22 protein-coding genes and 1 pseudogene are annotated in these 24,312 nt (G+C 61.1%); 8 read left to right on the top strand and 15 right to left on the bottom strand.

Annotation, left to right across the window (positions count from 1 at the left end):
- Positions 1 to 3: 3 nt before the first annotated feature.
- From ACZ3GY_RS13100 to ACZ3GY_RS13085, 4 genes are all read right to left on the bottom strand, one after another.
- The gene (locus tag ACZ3GY_RS13100) at positions 4 to 420 is read right to left on the bottom strand and encodes a GFA family protein (RefSeq protein ID WP_465910387.1); all 417 of its coding nucleotides are present in this window, start codon (positions 418 to 420) and stop codon (positions 4 to 6) included.
- A gap of 51 nt (positions 421 to 471) precedes the next feature.
- On the bottom strand, positions 472 to 1,620 hold the full coding sequence (locus ACZ3GY_RS13095; RefSeq protein WP_463565554.1) for a zinc-binding metallopeptidase family protein: 1,149 nt from the start codon (positions 1,618 to 1,620) through the stop codon (positions 472 to 474).
- A 145-nt stretch (positions 1,621 to 1,765) separates the two neighbouring features.
- Positions 1,766 to 2,047: a peptidylprolyl isomerase gene (locus ACZ3GY_RS13090; protein WP_042554371.1), complete on the bottom strand. Its 282-nt coding sequence runs from the start codon at positions 2,045 to 2,047 to the stop codon at positions 1,766 to 1,768.
- 64 nt (positions 2,048 to 2,111) lie between these two features.
- Positions 2,112 to 3,035 (bottom strand): LysR family transcriptional regulator, encoded by a 924-nt coding sequence (locus ACZ3GY_RS13085; RefSeq protein WP_465910386.1) that lies wholly within the window; start codon positions 3,033 to 3,035, stop codon positions 2,112 to 2,114.
- 148 nt (positions 3,036 to 3,183) lie between these two features.
- Between ACZ3GY_RS13085 and ACZ3GY_RS13080 the strand changes: the two genes are divergently transcribed.
- Positions 3,184 to 3,450, top strand: a complete 267-nt coding sequence (locus tag ACZ3GY_RS13080; RefSeq protein ID WP_465910385.1) for a DUF2798 domain-containing protein — start codon at positions 3,184 to 3,186, stop codon at positions 3,448 to 3,450.
- A 121-nt stretch (positions 3,451 to 3,571) separates the two neighbouring features.
- Complete coding sequence (locus ACZ3GY_RS13075) at positions 3,572 to 4,612, top strand: DUF2167 domain-containing protein (RefSeq protein WP_465910384.1); 1,041 nt, start codon at positions 3,572 to 3,574, stop codon at positions 4,610 to 4,612.
- 104 nt (positions 4,613 to 4,716) lie between these two features.
- Here ACZ3GY_RS13075 and ACZ3GY_RS13070 read toward each other — a convergent pair whose 3' ends face one another.
- From ACZ3GY_RS13070 to stpA, 4 genes are all read right to left on the bottom strand, one after another.
- Entirely contained in the window at positions 4,717 to 5,277 is a 561-nt protein-coding gene (locus ACZ3GY_RS13070; protein WP_465910383.1) for an MFS transporter permease, read from the bottom strand.
- 180 nt (positions 5,278 to 5,457) lie between these two features.
- Positions 5,458 to 5,784, bottom strand: coding sequence for a hypothetical protein (locus ACZ3GY_RS13065; protein WP_225833772.1), 327 nt, complete (start codon positions 5,782 to 5,784; stop codon positions 5,458 to 5,460).
- A 485-nt stretch (positions 5,785 to 6,269) separates the two neighbouring features.
- The gene (locus ACZ3GY_RS13060; RefSeq protein WP_463566087.1) at positions 6,270 to 7,166 is read right to left on the bottom strand and encodes a bestrophin family protein; all 897 of its coding nucleotides are present in this window, start codon (positions 7,164 to 7,166) and stop codon (positions 6,270 to 6,272) included.
- Between the two features lie 83 nt (positions 7,167 to 7,249).
- Entirely contained in the window at positions 7,250 to 8,518 is a 1,269-nt protein-coding gene (stpA, locus tag ACZ3GY_RS13055; protein WP_465910382.1) for a glucosylglycerol 3-phosphatase, read from the bottom strand.
- Between the two features lie 108 nt (positions 8,519 to 8,626).
- Here stpA and ACZ3GY_RS13050 point away from each other — a divergent pair, with 108 nt between their 5' ends.
- Positions 8,627 to 9,505 carry a CAP domain-containing protein gene (locus ACZ3GY_RS13050; protein WP_463565547.1) on the top strand — a complete coding sequence of 293 codons (879 nt, stop codon included), beginning with the start codon at positions 8,627 to 8,629 and terminating at the stop codon, positions 9,503 to 9,505.
- Between the two features lie 294 nt (positions 9,506 to 9,799).
- Here ACZ3GY_RS13050 and ACZ3GY_RS13045 read toward each other — a convergent pair whose 3' ends face one another.
- The 7 genes and pseudogenes from ACZ3GY_RS13045 to ACZ3GY_RS13015 all read right to left on the bottom strand — a co-directional run.
- Complete coding sequence (locus ACZ3GY_RS13045) at positions 9,800 to 11,683, bottom strand: M48 family metallopeptidase (protein ID WP_465910381.1); 1,884 nt, start codon at positions 11,681 to 11,683, stop codon at positions 9,800 to 9,802.
- Positions 11,684 to 11,697: 14 nt separating this feature from the next.
- Entirely contained in the window at positions 11,698 to 12,294 is a 597-nt protein-coding gene (locus tag ACZ3GY_RS13040; RefSeq protein ID WP_465910380.1) for a LemA family protein, read from the bottom strand.
- A gap of 110 nt (positions 12,295 to 12,404) precedes the next feature.
- A complete protein-coding gene (locus tag ACZ3GY_RS13035; protein ID WP_463565544.1) occupies positions 12,405 to 14,594 on the bottom strand; it encodes a mechanosensitive ion channel family protein in 2,190 nt (729 codons plus the stop codon).
- Positions 14,595 to 14,643: 49 nt separating this feature from the next.
- Entirely contained in the window at positions 14,644 to 15,231 is a 588-nt protein-coding gene (gene lpcA, locus ACZ3GY_RS13030) for a D-sedoheptulose 7-phosphate isomerase (protein ID WP_465910378.1), read from the bottom strand.
- A 7-nt stretch (positions 15,232 to 15,238) separates the two neighbouring features.
- Positions 15,239 to 16,528, bottom strand: coding sequence for a M18 family aminopeptidase (locus ACZ3GY_RS13025; RefSeq protein ID WP_465910377.1), 1,290 nt, complete (start codon positions 16,526 to 16,528; stop codon positions 15,239 to 15,241).
- Between the two features lie 200 nt (positions 16,529 to 16,728).
- The gene (locus ACZ3GY_RS13020) at positions 16,729 to 17,454 is read right to left on the bottom strand and encodes a 4'-phosphopantetheinyl transferase family protein (protein ID WP_465910375.1); all 726 of its coding nucleotides are present in this window, start codon (positions 17,452 to 17,454) and stop codon (positions 16,729 to 16,731) included.
- 21 nt (positions 17,455 to 17,475) lie between these two features.
- Positions 17,476 to 17,562, bottom strand: a pseudogene (locus ACZ3GY_RS13015) (NapC/NirT family cytochrome c); the annotation flags it as partial.
- A gap of 202 nt (positions 17,563 to 17,764) precedes the next feature.
- On the opposite strand from ACZ3GY_RS13015, the gene ACZ3GY_RS13010 reads away from it, so the two are divergent.
- The 5 genes from ACZ3GY_RS13010 (at position 17,765) to ACZ3GY_RS12990 (ending at position 23,830) form a co-directional block, all read left to right on the top strand.
- Positions 17,765 to 18,373 carry an outer membrane protein gene (locus ACZ3GY_RS13010; RefSeq protein WP_463565540.1) on the top strand — a complete coding sequence of 203 codons (609 nt, stop codon included), beginning with the start codon at positions 17,765 to 17,767 and terminating at the stop codon, positions 18,371 to 18,373.
- A gap of 72 nt (positions 18,374 to 18,445) precedes the next feature.
- On the top strand, positions 18,446 to 19,123 hold the full coding sequence (locus tag ACZ3GY_RS13005; RefSeq protein WP_463565539.1) for a response regulator: 678 nt from the start codon (positions 18,446 to 18,448) through the stop codon (positions 19,121 to 19,123).
- Complete coding sequence (locus ACZ3GY_RS13000; protein WP_463565538.1) at positions 19,120 to 20,490, top strand: ATP-binding protein; 1,371 nt, start codon at positions 19,120 to 19,122, stop codon at positions 20,488 to 20,490. Before ACZ3GY_RS13005 ends, ACZ3GY_RS13000 begins: the two co-directional genes overlap by 4 nt.
- Positions 20,491 to 20,842: 352 nt before the next feature.
- Positions 20,843 to 22,171 carry a dicarboxylate/amino acid:cation symporter gene (locus ACZ3GY_RS12995; protein ID WP_465910373.1) on the top strand — a complete coding sequence of 443 codons (1,329 nt, stop codon included), beginning with the start codon at positions 20,843 to 20,845 and terminating at the stop codon, positions 22,169 to 22,171.
- 465 nt (positions 22,172 to 22,636) lie between these two features.
- On the top strand, positions 22,637 to 23,830 hold the full coding sequence (locus ACZ3GY_RS12990) for a GGDEF domain-containing protein (RefSeq protein ID WP_465910371.1): 1,194 nt from the start codon (positions 22,637 to 22,639) through the stop codon (positions 23,828 to 23,830).
- The last annotated feature ends 482 nt before the right edge of the window (positions 23,831 to 24,312 follow it).

The following is a 24,312-nucleotide window of genomic DNA, read 5'->3' as shown; positions in this document are numbered from 1 at the left end:
TTGTCATGTGGAGCTGTATTGCGCGAACAGTTGTTCGCCGGTCAGCTCCCGCGTCTGATTGGCGAAGCAGTAGTAAGCGGGTTTGGCATCAATGAATACCTGGCTTTCGAACTGCCAGTTCTCCTCGCCGTCGAGCAGGCCCACCGGCACTGCGTAGAACCCACCACTGGTGAGACGATAGAACAAGTGGGTGCCACATTCCGCGCAGAATGCACGCTCGGCCCACTCTGAAGACGCGTAGGTGCGCATATGCTGTTGCCCGCTGAACTGCGCGGTTTCCCCTTCGACCACCAGCAGCGGGCCACCGCCCCATTTGCGGCACGTTGCGCAGTGGCAGGCGCTCACGTTTGCAGTGCTGACCTGCAACGTAAGGCTGACCGCCCCACACAGGCAACTGCCGTGTTTCTCAAGATGAGCCATGCTGCGCGCTCCTAAAAAATCAGCCGGTGGTTCGGTGCAGCCGCTGCGCGCCTACTGGATGGGAGACGCACCCTGAACCACACGATGAATGAACTGTAGCTTGCCGATCACCGCGGCGGGCAACACGAAGGGGTAGAGATCCTTCTGGCCCATGCTGCGCGCCAGTTCGTTGAGCATGGCAGCCAGTTCGATCCAGGCGTTGACGAACTGCAGGAACTCTTCTGCCAGTGGATCGTTCGGGTCATACAACGCCGCTCGGGTGAAGGGCCGGAATTCCAGCTCCACGTCACCGGCACGCATGCCGAAGCTCAGGGCGGTGTCCAGGGTATCCATCATGTGCAGGTAGTGGGCCCAGGTTTCCGCCCAATCTTCCCAGGGGTGCATGGTGGCGTAGGCGCTGACGAAGGAAGTTTGCCAGTCGGCCGGCGCGCCCTGCTCATAATGACGCTGCAGGGCGGTGCCGTAGTCGGCACGTTCGTCACCGAACAGCATCCGGTAATCGTTCAGCCACTGGCTGTTGGCGATCAGCCGATCCCAATAGTAATGGCCGACTTCATGACGGAAGTGGCCGAGCAGGGTGCGGTAGGGCTCGCGCAACTGGATGCGGGTCTGCTCGCGCACGTCGTCGTCGGCTTCGGCGATGTTCAGGGTGATCAAGCCATTGGCGTGCCCAGTGGTGGGCTGCTTGCCTTCGGCATCCGGGCCGAGAAAGTCGAAGGCCAGGCCGTTGATCTCGTCCTGAGTCTTGCTGATCAGCGGCAGGCCCATGGTCAGCAACTGCGCCACCAGGCGGCGCTTGGCGGTTTCGAAGCGCGCCCAGCGCCTATCGTTGTCCGGCACCGACAGGTCGGGAATGGTGCGGTTGAGCTGGCAGGCCGTGCACAGACCGGCGCCGTACATGGCCGGTAGCAGCCAGTTACAGCCCGCGGCGGTATGCAGATTGTCGCAGCGCCGGTAGCGCCAGCCCTGCGGATCACCGTCCACCCGCCATACGTCGGTTTGCTCGCTGGCCACCAGGGTTACCACCTGGCCGCGTTCTGGCTCGTAGCCCAGCGGCGATTGGCAGGCCAGGCACTGACTGTTGCGGAAGAAAATCGGCTGGCCGCAGGTGCATTGTCCCAATGCCTTCTGGCTGGGCGTGCGAGCCTGTTTTGCCGAATCGCCAATGCGCAGGCCGAGGGCTTGGAAGAACCGGTTCATATCATGGCCTCGCGGAAGGTGGGAACTACCGGAGCGATAGAGTGGTGCGGTGGTGGGGCGGTTCCGGCATTTTCTGTGGCCAGGGCGGCGTGCCGGGGAAAGCGGGCGAGCGGCCTGGTGCCGTGGGGCACCAGGCGCGGGATGATCAGTCCTGGCGGCTGGTCACTTCGAGCAGGTGATAACCGAATTGGGTTTTCACCGGGCCCTGAACCACGTTGACCGGCGCGCTGAACACGACGGTGTCGAATTCCTTGACCATCTGGCCCGGGCCGAACGAGCCGAGGTTGCCGCCGTCACGGCTGGACGGGCAGCTGGAGTTGTCTTTGGCGACCTGGGCGAAGTCGGCACCGCCTTCGATGGCAGCTTTCAGTTCGTTGCACTTGTCTTCGGTAGCAACCAGGATGTGACGGGCAGTGGCTTTGGCCATGGGGGAAACACTCCATTCAAATGAGCTGCCGAGCGTACCGGATTCGTCTGGCGAGTCAAATTCGTTAGGGGCGCCAGTCGTCGCGCAGGCTGTCTTGCAGATGCTCCACGAAGGCGCGCACCTTGGGCGTCAGTTCGTAGCGATCACGCACGCACAGGTAGTAGTCCAGGGGTTCGCTAAGCGCCTGGCTACTCGACTGCTGCGGGTTGGCGAACAACTGCTGCAGGTGACCACTGGCCAGATAGGGCTCGGCGACAAAGGCCGCCAGGCGCGTGATACCGCCACCGTGGGCGGCAACCCTGGCGAGCACGTCGATATCGTCGCTGACCAGCGCCACGCGAATCTGTGCATCGAAGCGAATCCCATCGCGTACGAACCGCCAAGGCATCAGGCGTCCGTCCACGGCAACCTTGAAAGCCAGGCAATCGTGCTCGCGCAAGTCTTCTGGGGTGACTGGCGTTCCGGCTTTGTGCAGATAGGCCGGCGACGCGCAGTAGATCGATGGCACGCTGGCAATATGCCGTGCCACCAGGCCATCTTCGAGCTGCTGTGGGATACGGATGCTGATATCCACCGACTCCTGAATATGATTGACGCTGCGGTCAGTGGTGATCAGCTCGCAGGCGATACGCGGGTGTCGGGCGGTGAAGGCGGGCAGCAACGGCGCGAGGACATGGCGACCGAATGCGGCGCTGGACGCGATCCGCAACCGACCTTGAGGCGTGTCGTGTGCTTGCGTGGCCGTGCTGCGTGCCAGCTCCAGGTCGCGCAGCACATCGCGCACCTGCTCGAAATACAGCGTACCGCTTTCGGTAAGTGCCAGGCTGCGGGTTGTGCGCGTCAGCAACCTCACGCCGAGGGAAGACTCCAGTCGGGCGATGTTCTGGCTGGCTGCAGCGGCGCTGATACCCAGCAGGCGAGCGCCCGCAGCGATGCTGCCGGTTTCCACCGCCTTCACGAAACTCTCGATGCCGCGCAGGGTATCCATGGTAAAGCTTTCTACTGATGGTCGAATTGATAAGGTTAGCTTGGTACTGACCTTACCTGCGGCCCGCTACTCGCTGCAACGGGCCGCCGCGATAATAGCCGCCTCTGCCGCACCTTGGCGGCATCTCACTATTCGAAGGATTTAGCCCATGCCTGAAGCAACCCGCAGCCGTACTCGCCGAAACTGGAAGTTGCCGGCCAAGCTGTCGCCGGTGGCCTTCGCCTTTTTCATGTCCGGCATCATGGCGTTTCTCATGTGCCTGGTGATCACCGCCACCAACCGCGGTTTCAGCGATGGCTATCTGGGAGCGGTGCTGGAGGCTTACCAACTGGCTATGCCAGTGGCGTTCGTTTGCGTGATGGGCGTTCGGCCTGTGGTGCTGCGCCTTGTTCGGCTGACCGTGCGGGCTTCATAAAGCAGGAGATTTGGGCGCCACTTTGTGAGATGTATCCAAAAATGACAGGAAGTTACTAAATGATTCCTCTGTCGATGGTAGGCTAGCGCCCGAAATTCAAGCCGATCTCATGGAGCGTTACATGTTGTTCAAGGAGTTGATGCTGGCCAGCCTGTTGGCCACGGTAGTTCCCCTGACCTGGGCCAACCAGGCACCCACCGAACAGGAAGCCCCCGCTGCCGAAGCCGCTGACAGCGATTACATCAGCGAGGAACAGTTTCTCGACAGCCTCGATTTCCGTTCCGGCAAAGTGGTGGTCGGCAGCAACCTGGCAACCCTCGATCTCCCGGAAAATCTGGTGTTTCTCGACGGTGCCGACGCCGAGCGCGTGCTGGTCGAAGCCTGGGGCAACCCGCCAGACGACAAGCTGCCGCTGGGCATGATTCTGCCCAAAGGTGTATCGCCGATGGCGGACGAATCCTGGGCCGTTACCGTGGAGTACGAAGAAAACGGCTATGTGTCCGACGAGGACGCCGCGGACATCGACTACGCCGACATGCTCAAGGATCTGCAGGACGGCGCCAAGGCCGAGAACGAGTGGCGCACCGAAAACGGTTACGAGCCCATCGCTATCGTCGGCTGGGCCTCCGCACCGCACTACGATGCCGCCGGCAAGAAGCTGCACTGGGCCAAGGAAGTGAAATTCGGCGATAGCGAAGAGCACATCCTCAACTACAACATCCGCGTGTTGGGCCGCAAAGGCGTACTGGTACTGAACTTCATCGCCGGCATGCATCAGTTGGCGCAGATAGAAGAGAACCTGCCGGCAGTGCTGGCCATGACCGACTTCAACGACGGCAACCGCTATGCCGACTTCAACCCCGATCTCGACGAAGTCGCGGCCTATGGCCTCGGCGCGCTGATCGCCGGCAAGGCCGCTGCCAAGGTCGGCCTGTTCGCTGCCGCACTGATATTGCTCAAGAAGGCGTGGTTCCTGCCCGTACTGCTGATTGGCTGGGTATGGCGTCGCATGACCGGAAAGAAGAAGGAGCAGCCTCAGCCTGCAGCGCCTGAGCCGCAGGTACAGCCTGAGGCCAAAGCCGAGGTCGCCCCACCGGTAGCGCCGGAGCGTGTTTCCAGCGTGATGGATCTGAACAGTCCGCGCGAGGATGACAAGCGCTGACAGCAGCACTGCGCTGACGAAAAAGCCCCGGCCAGTGCCGGGGCTTTTTATTGGTCGATGGAAAAGCGCTTCGTCCCTGGCCTCCGTAGCGGCGATCCGGGAAATCAGATGTAAGAGCCAATGATGATCAGCAGCCACAGCAGGCCGCCCGGTAGCATGCACAGATAATTCGCTGTGCTGAAGCGGCTGTTGCTCTGGCCGGTTGGATCGTCGCTGGCCAGGTTGGCTTTCTCCTGGATGATCGACAGCGGCCACGCCGGCAGCATGGTGCCAGCGAGCAGCAGCAAGATTTCCAGGGTCACACCGATATGGCCGTCCAGGCGCGAAAGGCCATTGCTGGCGAAGACCAGGACAATGTACATCCACGCCGCGCTCGCATATTTCCAGTCGCCCAGACCCTTGGCCTGCAGTTGCGTGAGGATCAGCCGGCACAGTGAATGGATGAAGAAGATATGAAAGATCGAGCGCGCTGCCGGGCTGATCTTCTTAGGGCGCATGGTTGCCCGTTGGCTATCCCATTGTTTGTAGGCCCAATAGACCGCGTAGAACCCGAGCGTCATGAAGAACAGCACGTAGAGTTTGCTGGTGGAGGTGACGAAGAAGCTGTCGCGGGGGCGTTCGTCGACCAGTAGTGGGGCGCTGGGCGTTTGATACAGGTTATCCATTGACCTTGCTCTCGCAGACACTGCCCTGTCAGGCAGCGTGATGGTTTAGCGTTCATCACGTATTGCGCGGTGACGAACGACTCCTTCTGGAGTGCATGGCAGTTTACAGCGCAATGGCTGGGCGCAGCAGGGCGGGGATCTTGAAAGCGGTGGGCCAAGGCGGCCCACCGCATCAGGTTTTCAGCAGTAGCGATCGAGCAATTGATCGTGCTTGGCCTGTTGGCCTGTCCACTCATGCTCTAGCGTACGCAGTACGTTGCCCAGGAAATCACGGTCAGCGGCGGCGCGGCGGCCTACGTACCCTTGGCCGCGGCGGTAGGTGCGCAGGCGAGTGCGCATGCTGGGCCGCTGACTGACGAACTCGTGTTCTTCCTGATCCGCTGGCAGGCAGTCGATGCGAACTTCGCCCGACTCGCATACCCAGAGGATGTGGTTGTCCAGGCTGTCCTTGCGTGTGGCGAACAGTTGAGCGAGGTCTTCGATGGTCGGTTTCTTGTTCAGGTTCATGGCGTGTACCCCTTCATTCGCTGATCTGTCTAAGGCGTCCGCTTGCGGTGCGGTGCCGTCATTGCCCGTGGCGTTTGAGTGCTGCCGAAGACCGTGTAGCGATGTGTAGGTATCGCTACGCAGCGGCGGCTAACGGAGGTCGGGACGATGCGGGAAGAGGAAATCAGCTGAGACGGGGCCGGATGCAGGTGATCCGCAGGATCAGCCACAGGCATCATGACAATGTCTCGCTAACGCTCTCGTCCTCGCAGGACGCTCGACTTCATCAATCTGCCTTGTGGGCAGTACATATCGTGGAACGCTCGGCTGGTGTTACCGAGTTTGCCCAAGTGCCCTTGTCAGGGCTCCCGTCAGGGGAGGCAGGCTCATCATGCAAAAGCGCGAAGGGGTCGTCAATAGGTTTTGTAGTGTTTTTTTAGAGTCACTACAGGCTCCTTGTGGATCTCGTTCAAGGTGTCTACTGCGCCTAAAAAATGACCATCGGGTCAGCTGGCGAAGAGGCGCCCATCACGTTCGCGCTGAGCATCGCGCTGCATCGATTCGAGGTTCTTCTCGATGGTCTCGCAGAGTGCATCCATCTGGATCTGGTGTTCGCTGGCCTTGAACGGGCTCTGCAGGTCGCTGCCTACCCGCTCGATCGCCAGCAGCATGAAGCCGACCACGGTCGATGCCAGCGGGGTGAACCATTCCAGGCTTTCCACCAGGCCGATGGGCACGATCATGCAGAACAGGGTGATGAACAGACGCGGGAAATACACGTAGGGATAGGGCAACGGTGTGTTGGCGATACGCTCGAGACCGCCCTGGCAATTGGAGATGTCGACCAACGTCGACTCCAGTCGGGTCAGGCGGATGCTGTCCAGGCGTCCAGCCTTGTATTCACTGGCCAGCATGGCGGCTGAGCCGTTGAGAATGTCGTTGGGGAAATTATTGGTGGTATGCCGACGCTCGAACTCGTCAGCCGCCACGAAGGAGCGTACTTCGTCGGCGCAGGGCTCGTTACGCAGGCTCGCCGACAAGCTTCTGATATAGGCCACATGGCGGCGCAGCAGCACCACTTTCACCGAGTTGCCGCCATCATCGTCGTCTATCAGGGTCAGCACCTGACGGGCGAAACTGCGCGAGCTGTTGATCAGTGCGCCCCAGATGGTGCGCGCCTCCCACCAGCGGTTGTAGGCACTGCTGTTGCGGAAGCTGGTCAATACCACCAGGGCTGAACCGAGCAGGGTCAGCGGCATGGAGGGCAGATTGATCTTGCGATCCAGAAACAGCATGTAGTCCACGGTGACGATGATGTCCCAGATCAGCAGCCAGAACAGCGACCAGCCAACATAACCAAAGGTCTTGAAAAGGTAGCGATAACCGCGGGTGATCGAGTGCATCACGTGGGATTCTCTGCAGGGATGAAAGCGAAAGTGCAGAGCTTCGAACGTGAAGCGGTGACAAAGGTTCTGAAATTCAGGAGTCAGCGGTTGCGACGTGCCTTCGCCAGCGCGCAGAAAAAATCAATGTACTGCTCGGGCCCACCGCTGAAAATGCTGTTCAGGCGCAGCGGGTCTTGGGGATCGGTGATGCCCAGCAGTGCCGGCCAGGGCCCCGCCGGGTGTTCACGCAGGTAGTTTGCATCCACGCCTGGGCGCTGCACTTCGCCACGGCTGCTGTCGATATACAGCACGCGATTGTCCTGCCCGAACGCGGTGCCCAAGTCCTGCACCAGGGTGAGAAAGCCACGGTCGCTGCCGCCGCGCAGCCAGGCTGTTGCGCCACTATTGGCCTCGAGCGGAGAGCTGGTCAGGGTGTCGCCGACTCCGACGAGGCGCGGCATATGCAGCGGGTCGAAGCGCTCGCGGGCCAGTTGCAATAGCGCGTCGATATTGGTGGGTGCCTGGCGTACGTTGAAGTCCTCGCCCAGTGGATAGTTGCCGGTGCGCTGTTGGTAAAAGCGGTTGAGGATCACCAGCACGCCAGCTTCCTTGACGGCGCCGCGTAGCATGAACTGCAGATCCGTGGTGCCGGCATTGCTGGCGCTCGCCGGCCGCATGCGTTCGCGGCCTTCGGCATCCCGCCCCAGGTTGGGTGCGTAATGGATGAAAAACGATTGCTGCAGTCCTTGCCTGGCGGCATCTTCGAGCAACGCCTGTACGAGGTCTGCGCTATCCACCTGCAAGCGGGCGTAGAGCGCTGGGCTTTCGTGCCAGTGGTGATGGAAGGCGTTCAGGTTGAGAGTGGGCGATACCGGGTTGTCGAGCACGCTGCTTGCCAGCAGTTGATCAATAAGCGGCTTGGCCAGGCTGTAGGGTGGCTGGCTCAGCAGCCGCTGCAGCGATTCGCTCAGGCGTTGAGGCGCCGCAGCCAGAAAGGCCAGCTCTGCGGCGCTGACGCCTGGGTGAGAGACCTGACCGTGGCGATCCTGTAGTTGTACCCCGCCAGCAGCCAGCCCTGGCAGGTAAAGACCCTGTTCCCGGCATTGCCCGGGCGTGTCGACGGCGAGTTCGATCAGGCTGTTCACACCACGATTGCCGATATGTTCACCATTGGTGAGCACCTGGAAATGACCATCCAGATCGCGGGCCGCGAGGATGTAGCGATGCTCCAGGGTACGGGTAAGCGGATCGCGCACCAGGCTCATGCAGACACCATCCAGATCCTGGATGATCAGCAGGTTATCGGTGCCTGAGAGGCTCTCCAGCAGGGATTCAGGGTCGAGGGATAAGGTGGTTTCGGTGACAATCATGGGCCCGAGTTTAGCGCGGTTTCGCTTTGATCAGGCGATTGAGTGAAGCGTTTGGCCTAAGCCACTGTCCATGAACAGATAGGCAGTGCGGATTAAGAGGAAGCATGGATGAGTGATTCACCCAAGCACGTTCGGCAAGTGGCCGCTGTGGTGATGCTGTTATGCGCGAGCGTCGCCAGTAGCGCATGGGCCGATGATGCGGTGCAACTGACCAAGCTGATCAACGGCTACCGGGAAGCAGGGCAGGGGTGCGATGGGCAGCCGAGCCCGGCGGCCGGCCCGCTGGCACCCGACAGGCGTCTGGCAGGCCAGAAGGTCAACTCGTCCGAGCAACTGCAGCAGGCTCTGCAACAGGCCGGTTACCAGCCAGAGGCCGTGCAATTGATCAGGGTGACGGGGCCGGACAGTGCCGAGGCTGCCATGGCCATGCTGCGGCAATCGTACTGCGCGCAATTGCTGGATGCCCAGTTTGCTGATGTCGGCGTGTTGCACGAAGGCAATAGTTGGCAGGTGGTACTCGGTCGCGCGCTACTACCGGCACGCCTTGGCGATTGGCAGGAAGAAGGCAAGGCGATTCTGGCGGCGGTCAATGAAGCGCGGGGCACTGCAAGGCGTTGTGGCGATCAGCCGTTCGATGCCGCCGAGCCGTTGAGCTGGAACGATTCTCTCGGCCAGGCCGCGCTGACCCACAGCCGCGACATGGCGATGAACAGCCTGTTCAGCCACCAGGGCAGCGACCGCAGCCTGGTGGGTGCTCGCGCTACTTCAACCGGTTATGCCTGGACGGTGATCGGCGAGAACATCGCCGCCGGCCAGGGCCGTGCGCAGCAGGTGGTCGAAGGCTGGCTGGCCAGCCCCTCGCACTGCTACAACCTGATGAACCCGGACTTCCGCGACATGGGCGCTGCCTACGCCAGCAACCCGCAGAGCCAGGCGACCATCTACTGGACGCAGGTGTTTGGCGCTGCGGGAAGGTCAGGCCTCTAGGCGGGTACGGTGTGATAAGTCGTGGTGTTGGTGGGCTTTAGCCCGCAGACGTGCACCGCCTTGACCCGTAGATACCGTCTAGCCTGTGCTAATCAATTCGGCATCAAAAGGCAGCTCTGATTTCATTCAGTAGGGTGGACGCCGCTTGCCTACGCGGCCCGATCCGCACACCAATCGGTAACCGGGGCGGTAGTGGTGGATGAAAACAGCGTCATCCACCCTACATGAGAAGGGTGGGCTTTAGCCCACCGATAGCCGCCATTGTCGGCGTAAACGGATCGTCCTGGCCCTTGCTCAAGCCTGAGCATCACTCAACAGCGGCGGCATCGGGCAGTCCAGTGTGTCGGCGACTGCACGCATCAGTTCCGCTTCGCTGGCGCTGATGCGGCCATCGTGTTCGATGCAACGGGCCATGGCCTTGAGCAACTGTGGCTTCTGCAGTGGACGCATCTGGTTGAGGCGGTTGAGGGCATCGTTCAACTGAGTGATGCTCGCCTGCGGTTGTTCGGCAAATACCCGTGGGGTAAACGGCAGGGTACTCCAGGCCGCCTGGAACGCCTCGGTAGCCGCTTCTTCGCTGGCATTGCCAGCCCGCGAGAGCGCTACCAGCAGCACACAGCTTTCGGTGCCCAATGCCGCTAGCGGCAAGCGGCCTTGAACGGCGCGCTGCATACCCAGGTTGCGTTCGACGATGCGCAGCAGCGCCCATTCGATCAGATCCAGCTGTTTCGTGCTGATCAGCAGGGTACCGATGTCGCGTTTGAGGCTGACGAAATCCTGGGCCTCAAGTTGTTTGAGTGCCGGAATCGCCAGTTCCAGTAACGGCAAGCGTCGGCCGTCCGGTAACTGCTCCAGAATCGGGCCCAGTTCAAGCAGCCAATCAGACAGTAGCGGCGGCAGGTTGGCCTGCATCCAGGCCATGCGCTGCTGGCGCGTGTCGGCATCACGGCCGAGCAGCAGGCCATAAAGGATCGCCAGGGCGCCGTGAGGATCATGAGCCGCATTACGTAGACGCTCGTCGATCTGCGCCAGGCTCTCGCGTGCCTCTTCGATATGCAGCGACTGCGGCTCACCGATACTGGCGATGGCCACGCCCGCAGCAGCAGCGCTGAAGCCTGAGGTTTCCTCCTGGATGTTCGCTAATGGGCGAGCGGGGCGTTCGAACACCTCGTTGCCCAGCACCACGCCGTCCCACTTTGGGTCGATACGGCGGATGCGCTCTTCCAGCGGCGGATGAGTGGCCATCATCTTGCTCAGCGCCAGGCCCTGGCCGAAATACATGTGGCTGTACTCGGCGGCATGCCCGGCTTCGATCTGCGAGCCGCCGCCCAGCTTTTTCAGTGCTCCCGCGATGCCGTCGGGGTTGCGGGTGTACTGCACGGCTGAGGCATCGGCGAGGAACTCGCGCTGGCGGCTCACTGCAGCTTTGATCAGATTGCCGAAGAAGGTACCGGCGTAACCAATGATCAACAGCGCCAGGCCTACCACCATGACCAGCGCGACGGCATTGCCTTTGCCCTTGTCGTTGGAACTGCTGCGCGGCGCATGACGGGTGTGGCTGCCGCCGCGCAGTACCAGCTCACCGATAAGGCCGAGCAGCAGAATGCCGTGCAGCACCGCCACCAGGCGCGTATTAAGGCGCATGTCGCCATGCAGGATATGGCTGAACTCATGAGCGATCACGCCCTGCAGCTCATCGCGGCTGAGCTTCTCGATGGCGCCGCGGGTCACGCCGATCACCGCGTTTTCCGGCCGCAATCCGGCGGCGAACGCGTTGATCGAAGACTCCTCGAGCAGATACACCGGTGGCACCGGCGTACCCGCCGCCAGCGCCATCTCTTCCACCACGTTGAGCACGCGTTGCTCATGGATGCCCTGGGGCTGCAGGTTGAGCAGGCGCCCACCGAGCCGTTCGGCGACCACCTTGCCACCCGACCGCAGCTGCGTGGCCTTGAAGGCCCAGCCGAGCAGCACCACGGCAACCACCACCAGGGCCACGCTGGCCAGCAGTTGGTAGTTGAGCCCCTGCAGGCTGTAGTTACCGTATTGGTAAACCTGCCAGGCAATGGCGATCACCAGCGTGGTGGTGCCGATCAGGGTGATCACCGCCAGCACCAGCAGCATGACCAGGCGACCCGTGTTACGTCGGGCCCGATCCTGTTGTTCGAAAAAGTCCATCTAATCCGCCGCGCTTAGAAAGACACTTTCGGGGCTTCCTGGATCGCCACGCTGTCGGCGAACTCCAGCAGGGCGGCATCGCTGCCATGGCCGAAGGCGCCGGCCAGTACCACTGGCGGGAAGCTCTGGCGATAGGCGTTGTACGCAGTGACCGCGTCGTTATAGGCCTGCCGAGCGAAAGCCACCTTGTTCTCGGTGCTGCTCAGTTCTTCGCTGAGTTGCTGCATGTTCTGCGAGGCCTTGAGGTCGGGGTAGGCCTCGACCGTCACATTGAGGCGACCCATGGCGTCCTTCAGCATGCCTTCAGCGTTGGCTAACAGGTTCATGCTTTGAGCGTCGCCGGGGTTTTCCGAGGCCTGCTTGAGGCCTTCGACCGCGCCGTTCCGCGCGGCAATAACGGCTTCCAGTGTCTCGCGCTCGTGGCCCATGTAAGCCTTGGCGGTCTCCACCAGATTGGGGATCAGGTCGTAGCGGCGCTTGAGCTGCACCTCGATCTGCGCGAAGCCGTTCTGGTAACGGTTACGCAGGCTGACCAGGCGGTTGTAGATGCTGATCACGTAGAACACCACCGCGACCAGGACGGCAATGATGATGAGGGTGGAGATATCCATGAGATGTCCCTATCGGTTGGAAAAATGTGCCGCCATGGTAGCGGAAAGTACGTCAGGCCGTGCGCAGGAGGCCGAATGATCCTGTTCTGGATGTGAGCGGGGTCGCGTTGTCAGTCAGCGTCCGGCTGGGGACCGTAGTTGGTCGGGCTGACGGCGCTCATCTGGATGTTCAGGCGCGGCGTTGCCAGGCTCAGGCCGGATTCGTCCAGGTGCCGCTTGAGCGCCAGGTTGAAGGCACGAGACACCTCCCACTGCTTGATCGGCGCGGTCTTGAAGCGCGCGCGCAGTACCGCGTTGCCCGAATCGAAGCTTTCCACACCCTGGATCTCCAGTGGCGACCAGATGTTGCGGCGCATCAGCACGTCGTTGCGCAGCTCGCTGGCCACGTCGCGCAGCAGCTTGATGGCAGCGTCGATGTTCATGTCGTGGGGCACCGCGACGCGGAAGATGGCGTAGCCGAACTCCCGCGAGTAGTTCTTGATGCTCTTGATCTCGCTGAACGGGATGGTGTGCACGATGCCGTCGATGTCGCGCAGGCGCACGGTGCGAATGGTCAGGCCCTCGACAGTCCCGAGGTGGCCGCCGACGTCGACGTAATCGTCGATGGCCAGTGAGTCCTCGATGATGATGAACAGCCCGGTGATTAGATCCGCTACCAGCGACTGCGCGCCGAAACCGATGGCCAGACCGATGACGCCGGCGCCCGCGAGCAGCGGCGTGACGTTCATGCCCATGTTGGCCAGGGCGACGATCAACGCGATGATGAAGATGCTGATGAACAGCACGTTGCGGATCAGCGGCATCATGGTCTGCGCGCGGGCGTTGGTCTGGCCCTTGCGTGAGCGTGTCAGGGCGTGATGCACCGCCGTGTCGCTGAGAATCCACACCAGCCAGCCGCACGCTAGGGTGGCACCGAGGCCGAACAGTTTCATGCTGATTTCGTGGCCGTCGCCCTCGGCGAAGCGGATCAGCGAAAGCCCCCACACGCGCAGCCCCAGTTCGATGAAGAACAACCAGATGATCAGGCTCAACAGGAAGTGGAAGAAACTCTGGAAACGCTCGAAATAGGCGGCATGGCGGCGGTGGCGCAAACGGGCCTTGTGCATGCGCCGGCGAATCAGCCCGTTGATGACCATGCAGGTCACCAGCAGCACGGTGCAGACCAGCGATTGCCGGAAGGCGGTGCTGGTGTCGCCGGCGGACACGAAGGTGGCCGCCAGTGAAATGCCCACCAGCGCCAGGGCCGGCAGGTACCAGAAGCTGCCGAGCAGCTCCACTGTCTCGCTGATGCCGCGCTGTTTGAGGCGACGAGCCAGCGGTTGATTGCGCATCAGGTGGGCGATTGGCCGACGGAAGCGCAGGATGAACAGGCCGGTGCACAGCGCCGCCAGCACGTTGGTCAGGGTCGCGGTGGTGTGCGCCAGGTTGGCGCCCAGGCTGGCGATCAGACGCGGGTCGCTGAGCGCTTCGCCAAAGGCCGCGAAGCTGCCGATCAGCCACAGTGGGTGGAACGCGCGACGGCGCAAAATATTCAGGGCCGTGCGCCGGTGCGGGCCGTCGAGCAGGGAAAAGGCGATCACGCAGATTGCCGAGAAACAGGTACCGATCACCAGGGCGTAGGCCAGCACCATGGCCAGGTCGCGGCCCAGCGAGGCTGGCAGCACATAGCTCAGGTAACCGGTGATCAGCAGTGCGGCGAACCAGGGGCCGAGCTTGCGCAGGGCGAAGCGCAGCAGGTCGGTGGGCCGCGGGTTCTGCGGCAGTTCTTCGGCGAGGCCGAAACGCAGGCGCACCTGATGGCTTAGGGCTCGCAAACCGAAGGCCAGTAAGCTCCAGATGCCGAGAATCAGGGCGAAGTTGCTGACTAGCGCCAGGCGCTCGCCAGCTTCCGGCATCAGCGCCGCCAGCTCGTCCTGGCTACGGCCGATCTCCAGCTGCCAGCGCGCCAGCGGGCTATGGTCGCCGGAAAACTGCTTTTCGATGCCCGTCAGGGTGCTGCCGATCAGCCCGAGTACGCCATCGGGGGTATCCGGCTGAGTTTTTTGCGTGCTGTCGCGCAGGGTCTTGAGGTCATTGAGCAGTTGCGCGCGCTGTTTGTCGTTCTCCAGCGACTGGATCACTTCATCGAGCGAACGATCCAGCGGCTGATCCGCCTGAGTCTGGCTACTGCCGCTGCTGCCCGTGCCGAACAGACCCGGTATGCCCGCCGCCTGAACGGCAGAGTAGGGCAGGGCCAGAAGGAGCAGAACCAATAGATGGGGCAGCAGATTGTTGAGGCGGATCACGCGCGAGTTCTCCATCACGCGGGCGGGATTTCAAGGAGCGCCCTCAACCGACGGCGCACCTCACTCACGCGTAGTTTTCAGGGCTGAGCTGGCGTTCTACAAGCTCGATGAGGATATGGATAACCTTGATGTGCAGCTCCTGGGTGCGGTCGGCGAAATCGCCGCCCGGCGCGCAGATGCTGACGTCGGCCAGGCTTTCCAGCAGCGAGCCGGGTTTGCCGGTCAAAGCAATCACCTTGATGCCCAGTGCCTTGGCCGCTTCGGCGGCCTTGACCACGTTGGGGCTCTTGCCACTGGTGCTGATGGCCAGCAGCACATCACCTTCACGGCCGTGGGATTCCACGTAGCGCGAGAAGATGTGGTCGTAACCGAAGTCGTTGGCCACGCAACTGATATGGCTGGCGTCGCTGATCGATACCGCAGCGATGCCCGGGCGGTTCTTGCGATAGCGCCCGGTAAGCTCCTCGGCGAAGTGCATGGCGTCGCACATGGAGCCGCCATTGCCGCAGGAGAACACCTTGCCCTTGGCCTCGAAGCTGGTCACCAGCAAGTTGGCGGCGTGTTCGATATTGGCCAGCGTCTGCTCGTTGCCGAGAAATGCATCGAGCGCACGCTGGGCTTCGATCAGGCTGTTGCGGATATGTTCGATCATGCTGGCCTCAGGGCAGGTCATGGCTGTTGTAGAAGGCGCCGAGTACTTTCACCAGGTGCGCCAGATCCTGGCTGCCGGCCAGTTCGCGGATCGAGTGCATCGCGAAGGTCGGCAGGCCGATATCCACGGTACGCACGCCGAGCTGGCTTGCAGTGATCGGGCCGATGGTCGAGCCGCAGCCCATGTCGCTACGGGTCACGAAGCTCTGTACGGGCACTTCATTTTCCAGGCACAGGTGACGGAAGAAGCCGGCGGTTTCGCTGTTGGTGGCGTAGCGCTGGTTACTGTTGATCTTGATCACCGGCCCGGCGTTGAGTTTGGGGCCGTGGTTGCCGTCGTGCTTGCTCTCGTAGTTCGGGTGCACGCCGTGGGCGTTGTCGGCGGAAACCAGCAGCGAACGCTGAATGGTGCGCACGAAACCATCACCTTCCGGCAGCACGCGGCGCAGCACTTGCTCGAGCATCGGGCCATCGGCACCACAGGCCGAACTGGAGCCGACTTCTTCGTGATCAGTACAGACCAGTACGCAGGTTTCATCGTCGCTGGCGTCAAGCAGGGCCTGCAGGCCGGCGTAGCAGGACAGCAGATTGTCCAGGCGCGCGCCAGCGATGAAGTCCTGATTGAGGCCAACTACCGCGGCGCTCTGGGTGTCGTAGAAGCTCAGCTCGTAATCGAGCACCGCATCGGCGTTGAAGTCGTGTTCCATGGCCAACTGCTCACTGAGCAGGGCGCGGAAATCGGCGCTTTCACTGCCCGCCAGTTGGGCGAGGATTGGCGGCAGTTCGTTCTGCGCATTGATCGCCCAGCCCTGGTTGGCCTCGCGGTTGAGGTGGATGGCCAGGCTGGGGATCACGGCGATGGGCTGGTAGAAGTCGATCAGATCGCTTTCCACCTTGCCATCGCGGCGGTAAGTCACGCGGCCGGCCAGGGACAAATCACGGTCGAACCAGGGCGCGAGCAGAGCGCCGCCGTAGACTTCCACGCCGAGCTGGAAGAAGCCCTGGCGTTGCAGTTCCGGGTTCGGCTTCACGCGCAGGCAAGGGCTGTCGGTGTGGGCGCCAACCAGGCGGATACCACCCTCGATAGGCGAACGATGGCCCAGCTTGAAGGCGATGATCGAGGAGTCGTTGCGGGTCACGTAGTAGCGGCCACCGGGTTCTGTTTGCCAGGGCGCGCGTTCATCGAGGTGACGATAACCGGCCGCTTCCAGGCGCATGGCCAGGCTGCTGGTCGCGTGAAAGGGGGTAGGTGAGGCGTTGAGGAAATCGATCAGGCCTTGGTTCAGTTCTTCGCGCATGGGGCACTCCGGACGGCAATACGCCGAGTTTATCGGATTTGCCCCCGGCGCTGTTGACGTTTCCTTGCGTATGCTGGGATCAGTTCAGGTAGCCCGGTGTTGAGCGCAGCGATACCCGGGAGCCGTATTGAAGTCGGCTTGTTATGTGAATCCCCTCCTGGGTATCGCTGCGCTCAACCGCAGGCTACAGGAGCCGTTGATCAATCCGCTGCGACGGCCACTATACTGAGCAGCTGATTGTCCAGCTCGGCATACAGGCCGGTCAGCTCGCTACCGGCTGACCATTCTTCGCTCAGGTCGATCAGCAGGCGCAGGCGCGCGGTGCTCTGCGTGCGGTCGAGACTCAGCAGCTCAGCGTCCTGAAAGTAGAAGCGCTTGAGCACGAGCGGGTAGAGCGCCTTGAACAGGCTTTCCTTGAAGGAAAAGGTCAGGCTGATCTGCCAAGCCCGCAGCTCGGGCGTTAGATGCGCGATGCGGCCTAGCTCGTCTGGGGTGAGGATTTCGCCCGCCAGCCGCTCGGCACGCTCGCTGGACAGACGCCGCTCGACATCCAAACCCAAGCCGCGCCATTGCTGCGTTGGCGCAACGATTGCGGCTGCCCAGCCCTGACCGTGGGTGATCGAGCCGCTGACCTGTTCCGGCCACTGGGGCGCGCGATCCTCACCTACCGCTGGCACGCTTGCCACGCCCGTTACCCGATACAAGGCCTCGCGAGCACACACGCGTCCTGCCAGGTGTTCTGCCTGACGCTTGGCGACGCCGCGAGCCGGGGGTACGCCAGCGGCCGAGTAGTCGGTTTCATCGACTAGCGCGGAGTCGAAATGCGTGCTGATCAGTTGCGCACCAACTAACGGCCGCGAGAACGGCCAGTGATCGTCGAGAGGGCTGCAGCAGCGGGGCAGGTGGGCTGTGTTCATGGCCGGCATTCTGCCGCGCCAGCCACGTCCTTACCAGCCGTGTACGCCGCTCATGTCAGGCACCTTGTGAGCGATGTCGTTGTGGCAGTCGATGCAGGTGGCTTCGCCACTGGCCAGGCCTCGACCTTAATCTCACTGACCTGTGAGGTAGTGATGCGAATCAATGTCCCGCGTGGTTTTTCCGTGGCAGACCACCGAAGCGGGGAGTGGGTGGGGTGTTCAGGCGGGGTTCAGGAAGGGTTCAGGAGAGGTTCAGTCGACGCCAGGCAAGATGATTCTCGAGTTTTTCATTCACCCACTGCCATTCGAGAGGCATCTCATGAAATCGACTCTTACCAAGCTGGCTCTGGCGACTTCCATGGTGTTCGGCGCTGCTACAGTTGCCCACGCCGACAACAACTTCGCTGGCCTGACCTGGGGCCAGACCAGCAACAACATCCAGAAGTCCTCGGCGCTTAACGCCAATATGGGCAATCCGAACTTCGACAGCGTCATCAACAACACCAGCACCTGGGGTGTTCGTGCCGGTCAACAGAATGACGTTGGTCGTTACTATGCGACCTACGAATACATCTCCGGCAGTAACAACGGCCTCAAGCTGCGCCAGCAGAACCTGCTCGGCAGCTACGACGCCTTCCTGCCGCTGAACGAGAACGGCACCAAGCTGTTCGGTGGTGGCACGCTGGGTCTGGTTAAACTGGAGCAGAACAGCCCGGGTGTCTCGCGTGATACCAATGTCGGGTATGCTGCCGGTCTGCAGGCTGGGCTGCTGCAGGAAGTCAACGAAAATGCCTCCGTCGAAGGTGGCTATCGTTATCTGCGCACCAACGCCAGCACCGAGTTCGCCCCGCACGAGCAGGGCAAGGTCGGCTCCCTCGACCTGCATAGCAGCGGTCAGTGGTATCTGGGTGCCAACTACAAGTTCTAAATCTGTTGTAGAGGGTTCGGGTCACCTCGACGGGTGACCCGGCTTCACTCCTGATGAAGAGGGCATTCAACGATGAAATTGCTGGTCGTGGAGGATGAGGCGCTGCTGCGTCATCATCTCTATACTCGACTCGGCGAACAGGGCCACGTGGTGGACGCGGTCGCCAACGCCGAAGAGGCGCTGTATCGCGTCGATGAATACCACCATGATCTGGCCGTGGTCGATCTCGGCCTGCCGGGCATCAGCGGGTTGGATCTGATTCGCCAGTTGCGCAGCCGTGACAAGACCTTTCCCATCCTGATCCTGACTGCCCGTGGCAACTGGCAGGACAAGGTCGAAGGCCTGGCATCGGGCGCTGACGACTACGTAGTCAAGCCATTCCAGTTCGAAGAGCTGGAGGCGCGCCTGAATGCATTGCTACGCCGATCCTCCGGCTTTATTCAGTCGACCATCGAAGCCGGCCCCCTGTTGCTGGACATGAATCGCAAGCAGGCGCTGATTGATGGTACCGGCATGGGCCTGACCGCCTACGAATACCGCATCCTCGAATACCTGATGCGCCACCATCAGCAGGTGGTGCCCAAGGAACGCCTGATCGAGCAGTTGTACCCCGATGACGATGAGCGCGATCCCAACGTGATCGAAGTGCTGGTGGGGCGTCTGCGCCGCAAGCTGGAAAGCAGCAACGGCTTCAAGCCCATCGAAACGGTTCGTGGTCAGGGCTACCTGTTCACCGAGCGCTGCCGATGACACCAGGCTTCAGGCGATTGCGAGGCCGCTGGATTTCCTCCCTGCGTCTGCGCCTGATGTTTGGCAGCACCGTATTGGCGGTGCTGTTCATGCTGGCACTGCTGCCAGCTCTGCGGGGCGCCTTCCTGATCGCCCTGGAAAAATCCGTCGAGAAACGCCTGGCCGCCGACGCCGGCGCGCTGATTTCCGCGGCTCGCACCGACGACGGCCAGCTACGCATGCCGAGCAAGCTGCCTGACGAGGAATTCGACATTCCCGACGCCCAGTTGCTGGGCTTCATCTATGACCGTGGCGGGCGCCTGGTCTGGCAGTCGCCCTCGACACGGGACATTTCCGTGTCCTACATGCCGCGTTATGACGGCCGTGGTGATGAACTGCTGCGCGTCATAGATCGCCAGGGCCGGGAGTTCTATATCTATGACGTGGAGATCAAACTGCTGCGCGGTGAGAGCGCTGCTTTCAGCATCGTCACCATGCAGCCGGCCAGCGACACGCAGGCCCTTTACAACGATTTCATGACGCAGCTCTACCTGTGGCTCGGTGGCGCCCTGTTGCTGCTTCTCGGCCTCTTGTGGTTCGGCCTGACCTGGGGCTTTCGCAGCCTGCGTGGGTTGCGCGAGGAGCTGGACGAAGTGGAGGGTGGCACCCGCGAGCGCCTCAGCGACGAACATCCCCGCGAATTACTGCGCCTCACCGGCTCGCTGAACCGCCTGCTCGATAGCGAGCGTCAGCAGCGCGAGCGCTACCGTCACTCCCTGGACGACCTGGCGCACAGCCTGAAAACTCCGCTGTCGGTATTGCAGGGTGCGGCGGAGGTGATCGCCGCCAAGCCGGAAAACCGTGAGCAGTCGCAGATCCTGCAGGGGCAGATCGAGCGCATGAGCCAGCAGATCGGCTATCAGCTGCAGCGGGCCAGCCTGCGCAAGAGCGGCCTGGTGCGCCACCGAGTGTCCATGGCCGGTGTGGTGGACAACCTCTGCGATGCCCTCGACAAGGTCTACCGCGACAAACAGGTGACGGTGCAGCGTCAGTTCGAGCCCTGGCTGGAAATCCCCATGGAACGCGCGGCGCTGCTCGAGTTGCTTGGCAACCTGCTGGAGAACGCCTACCGGCTGTGTCTGGGCCAGGTGCGGATTTGCGCCAGTATCGAAAATGGCGTCTGCCAGCTGTGTGTCGAAGACGACGGGCCTGGTGTGCCGGTCAACCAGCGCGAGCGCATTCTGCGCCGTGGTGAGCGTCTGGATGCTCAACATCCGGGGCAGGGCATCGGCACCGCGGTGGTCAAAGATATCCTCGAGAGCTACGAAGGTGAGCTGTTTCTCGAGGACTCCGAACTGGGCGGCGCGGCGTTTCGGGTGCGGATCTAGAGTCGCTTCGAACGTGTCCCCGACTCACCGAGTGGTAGGCCGTCACAGTAAGCCCGAACACCCCCGAGACGTTCTTCAGTTGCTTTGGTGGGAATCCGCCACGCTTGCCTGAGGCACCGTGCGGAAAACCGCCAAATGCTTTCTTTGCAACGCAAAGGTCTTGTCTAAAAGTCCTGTTTATCAAAGGTTTATCCAGTTTTTTCTTGTGTGGCATGGCGCTTGCTTTTGCAGGTTCAAGGTCGCGATAAGCGTGCCTATAACAAATCCCTTCAGGTCAGGAGGGTTGGCGCCTAAACAAGAAAGGTGGTGCGGACGTCGCAGGATGTCATTGCCGCGCCCACGAGGATTCACCATGACTGCCACAACGAACGATGTTGTCCGTCAACCGTTCTACAAAATGCTCTATGTCCAGGTGCTGGTTGCCATCACCGTGGGCATCCTTCTCGGTCACTTCTACCCAGAAACAGGCGTTGCCCTCAAACCGCTCGGCGATGGTTTCGTCAAGCTGATCAAGATGGTCATCGCGCCTATCATCTTCTGCACCGTCGTCAGCGGCATTGCCGGCATGCAGGACATGAAGGCCGTCGGTAAGACCGGCGGTTACGCGTTGCTGTATTTCGAAGTTGTCTCCACCATTGCGCTGATCATCGGTCTGGTCGTGGTCAACGTCGTGCAGCCAGGCGTCGGTATGCACATCGACCCAGCCACTCTGGATGCCAGCAAGATCGCTGCTTACGCCCAGGCGGGTGAAGCGCAGAGCACCATCGGCTTCCTGCTCAACGTGATCCCGTCCACCGTGGTCGGTGCGTTCGCCAACGGCGACATCCTCCAGGTGCTGTTCTTCTCGGTGATCTTCGCGTTCGCCCTGCAGCGCATGGGTGAGTTCGGTCGTCCGGTGCTCGAGTTCATCGATCGCATCGCTCACGTGATGTTCGGCATCATTAACATGATCATGAAGCTCGCGCCTATCGGTGCCTTCGGCGCCATGGCCTTCACCATCGGTCAGTACGGTGTCGGCTCGCTGGTACAGCTCGGTCAGTTGATGATCTGCTTCTACATTACCTGCATGTTCTTCGTGCTCGTGGTTCTCGGCGGCATCGCCCGCGCTCACGGTTTCAGCGTGCTGCGCCTGATCCGCTACATCCGTGAAGAACTGATGATCGTGCTGGGCACCTCGTCGTCCGAGTCGGCACTGCCACGCATGCTGACCAAGATGGAAAAACTCGGTGCCAACAAGTCGGTCGTCGGCCTGGTGATTCCTACTGGTTACTCCTTCAACCTCGACGGTACCTCGATCTACCTGACCATGGCCGCGGTGTTCATCGCTCAGGCCACTGACACGCCGATGGACATCACTCACCAGATCACCCTGTTGCTGGTGCTGCTGGTGGCCTCCAAGGGCGCAGCCGGCGTGACCGGAAGTGGTTTCATCGTCCTGGCCGCTACGCTCTCTGCGGTTGGTCACCTGCCGGTCGCTGGCCTGGCACTGATCCTGGGTATCGACCGTTTCATGTCCGAAGCCCGCGCCCTGACCAACCTGATCGGTAACGGCGTCGCCACCATCGTGGTCGCCAAGTGGTGTAAAGAGCTGGACGAAGACACCTTGCAGCGCGAGCTGGCTTCCGGTGGTCGTCCGGATATCGTGACCCTGCCTGGCGAAACCGCTGGCAAGGCTTCCTGATAGCTGATGTCGTCGACCTTCCCGGCTAGGGGGAGGTCACCTGGCCCGCCCTTGTGGCGGGCTTTTTTATGAGCGACGAAAACACATGACCAATGCTCGGGGCGCGTGAATCATCCCGCAGTGAAAGAAGCCAACATGAAGCGGGTAGGGCGCATTGCTACTATTCTCCAACGTTGGTTTTAGAGTGGGGGGAGTGGCAAGCCTTAGCCGATGCAGGCGCGTCGACCTCGGCGCGATGCAATGCTGGTCACACAATGCTGGTAGTTTGTGCCAAACCCCTCAGGGCGTTAGAGACGGCTGTCCCCGTAGCCTTGGCCTTACCGCGAGTTGATTGATTGCCCTGATGTGGCTATATGCGATTACTATTTACAGCCTTAGATAGCCGAGTGCGTTAAAGCGGGATGCGCGCGTTTTCGCCATCCCTTCACTGCCCGGCTCCTACCCTTTCTCCACATGCGCGAACCCATGGTCACCACCGTCATACTTGGCATGCTTTGCGTGCACCTACTGTGTTTTTGCGTGATGTTCCTGCTGATCAGTACTCGGCTGAGCGGCAAGAAGTTGGGCATGGATGTCTTTGCACTAGGTAACCTTTTGCTCGGGCTCGCCTACATCTTGCAGTTGCTCGGTGGGGCTGCGAGTGGCGGGGTGATCAGTGTCGTCAACCACACATTGACGCTCTGCGCCCCCGTTGCGTATGTCCTGGGCGCCATGCGTTTCTTTGGCCGCCCAACCTCGGTATGGCGGCCACTGCTCACGCTGGCAGGCACCTACACGGTAGTGCAACTGCTGGTGCAATCGTCGCTCGGGCTGGAGGCACGCCATGCATTGCTGGCGGGTTCGTGCGCGGTGCTTTTTCTGGCCATGGCAGCGACGGCTCTCCATGTCAGACAAAACCTGGCCAGGGATCTGCGCGTCGAAATGGTCGTGTTTGCCGTTTTGATCGGCGGCATCTGCGCCCTGAATGCGGCAAAGCTGGTGATGATTCTCGGCGGGGGATTGGAGGCGCTCGATATGAACACCAGCTTCCAGAAGACCTTCTACATTTACATGTCGTTCTTGGGGACGGTGCTTCCTCCCTGTGTCGTCTGGTTGGTTCTGCGCCGCCTTACCGACGAGCTACGCAGCATGGCCGCACATGACCCGCTCACCCGATTGCTCAATCGGCGTGGGCTGACGGATGGGCTGGACGCGCATTTCCGCTCTCGAACGGCCGGGCCTGCGTACGTGTTCATTGTGGATATCGATCACTTCAAACGCATCAACGATACCTACGGCCACAAAGTGGGCGATCTCGTGCTGTGCCATGTTGCCGAGGTTCTCAACGCCACCGCCCGCGAAGGCGATCTGACCTGCAGGCTGGGCGGAGAGGAATTCGCGGTCGTCTGCCTCGGCACTGACGGGGCTGGTGCCAGGCAGCTGGCAGAACGCATGCGTACGGCAATCGAGCAAATCGAAGTGCCTGGCATCGGCCTGCACCAACCGATCCGCTGTACGGCAACCATCGGCGTTTCGGATAACTTCACCAGTACGCAAGCGCTGGACGAAACAATGCAGCAAGCCGATGCCGCGCTCTACCGAGGCAAGATGTTAGGGCGCAATCGCGTCGAGTGTGGGGAGGAAGATTACGCAGACCAGGCGCGATCTACGCTGATCTAGGCGCTGTTGATGGGGAGGTGGGGGCAGACTTATGTATTGGGCAACATCGGTGCATAAATAGTAAGTCCGTCCTGTTTGCCCTGTATGGATGTGTGCTCGCGTCGCATTTTTAACGCTGCAAGGAGGCAACTGATGCCAGTGAAAGTTGTTTGGAGAGTTATTTTTGTTTTCATGCTTTGTGTGGCGGCGTTGGTTTTTTATGCTTTCGGAAGCTGGGCTTACGTTGGGGTTCATAACTATTAAGGATACTGCGTTAGTGCAGGAAAAGTGCATGACGTTAAGCTAACCACAGATGAGCGCTTGAATATTGCAGTAGATGAATATTTAGAAAATCAAGACTCTACTGATTTTCATGAGATGGCGTACATTGAAAAAATAGTAATGGAAGTATGGTTGGCCATGAATTTCTGAGGGGGAATTTCAAGTTGCTGATTTACCCTAGTGAGTCAGAATTTTTCAAGGCCAATCCAGCTTGCTGTAGT

The sequence above is a fragment of the Pseudomonas sp. PME37.24/006 genome (genome assembly GCF_055556635.1).
The sequence above is the reverse complement of the archived record's forward strand: the minus strand, read 5'-3'. Positions and strand labels throughout refer to the sequence as shown.

Coding starts and splice junctions, on each gene's coding strand:
- ACZ3GY_RS13100 (WP_465910387.1), bottom strand. CDS start 420: ATGGCTCATCTTGAGAAACACGGCAGTTGCCTGTGTGGGGCGGTCAGC.
- ACZ3GY_RS13095 (WP_463565554.1), bottom strand. CDS start 1,620: ATGAACCGGTTCTTCCAAGCCCTCGGCCTGCGCATTGGCGATTCGGCA.
- ACZ3GY_RS13090 (WP_042554371.1), bottom strand. CDS start 2,047: ATGGCCAAAGCCACTGCCCGTCACATCCTGGTTGCTACCGAAGACAAG.
- ACZ3GY_RS13085 (WP_465910386.1), bottom strand. CDS start 3,035: ATGGATACCCTGCGCGGCATCGAGAGTTTCGTGAAGGCGGTGGAAACC.
- ACZ3GY_RS13080 (WP_465910385.1), top strand. CDS start 3,184: ATGCCTGAAGCAACCCGCAGCCGTACTCGCCGAAACTGGAAGTTGCCG.
- ACZ3GY_RS13075 (WP_465910384.1), top strand. CDS start 3,572: ATGTTGTTCAAGGAGTTGATGCTGGCCAGCCTGTTGGCCACGGTAGTT.
- ACZ3GY_RS13070 (WP_465910383.1), bottom strand. CDS start 5,277: ATGGATAACCTGTATCAAACGCCCAGCGCCCCACTACTGGTCGACGAA.
- ACZ3GY_RS13065 (WP_225833772.1), bottom strand. CDS start 5,784: ATGAACCTGAACAAGAAACCGACCATCGAAGACCTCGCTCAACTGTTC.
- ACZ3GY_RS13060 (WP_463566087.1), bottom strand. CDS start 7,166: ATGCACTCGATCACCCGCGGTTATCGCTACCTTTTCAAGACCTTTGGT.
- stpA (WP_465910382.1), bottom strand. CDS start 8,518: ATGATTGTCACCGAAACCACCTTATCCCTCGACCCTGAATCCCTGCTG.
- ACZ3GY_RS13050 (WP_463565547.1), top strand. CDS start 8,627: ATGAGTGATTCACCCAAGCACGTTCGGCAAGTGGCCGCTGTGGTGATG.
- ACZ3GY_RS13045 (WP_465910381.1), bottom strand. CDS start 11,683: ATGGACTTTTTCGAACAACAGGATCGGGCCCGACGTAACACGGGTCGC.
- ACZ3GY_RS13040 (WP_465910380.1), bottom strand. CDS start 12,294: ATGGATATCTCCACCCTCATCATCATTGCCGTCCTGGTCGCGGTGGTG.
- ACZ3GY_RS13035 (WP_463565544.1), bottom strand. CDS start 14,594: ATGGAGAACTCGCGCGTGATCCGCCTCAACAATCTGCTGCCCCATCTA.
- lpcA (WP_465910378.1), bottom strand. CDS start 15,231: ATGATCGAACATATCCGCAACAGCCTGATCGAAGCCCAGCGTGCGCTC.
- ACZ3GY_RS13025 (WP_465910377.1), bottom strand. CDS start 16,528: ATGCGCGAAGAACTGAACCAAGGCCTGATCGATTTCCTCAACGCCTCA.
- ACZ3GY_RS13020 (WP_465910375.1), bottom strand. CDS start 17,454: ATGCCGGCCATGAACACAGCCCACCTGCCCCGCTGCTGCAGCCCTCTC.
- ACZ3GY_RS13010 (WP_463565540.1), top strand. CDS start 17,765: ATGAAATCGACTCTTACCAAGCTGGCTCTGGCGACTTCCATGGTGTTC.
- ACZ3GY_RS13005 (WP_463565539.1), top strand. CDS start 18,446: ATGAAATTGCTGGTCGTGGAGGATGAGGCGCTGCTGCGTCATCATCTC.
- ACZ3GY_RS13000 (WP_463565538.1), top strand. CDS start 19,120: ATGACACCAGGCTTCAGGCGATTGCGAGGCCGCTGGATTTCCTCCCTG.
- ACZ3GY_RS12995 (WP_465910373.1), top strand. CDS start 20,843: ATGACTGCCACAACGAACGATGTTGTCCGTCAACCGTTCTACAAAATG.
- ACZ3GY_RS12990 (WP_465910371.1), top strand. CDS start 22,637: ATGGTCACCACCGTCATACTTGGCATGCTTTGCGTGCACCTACTGTGT.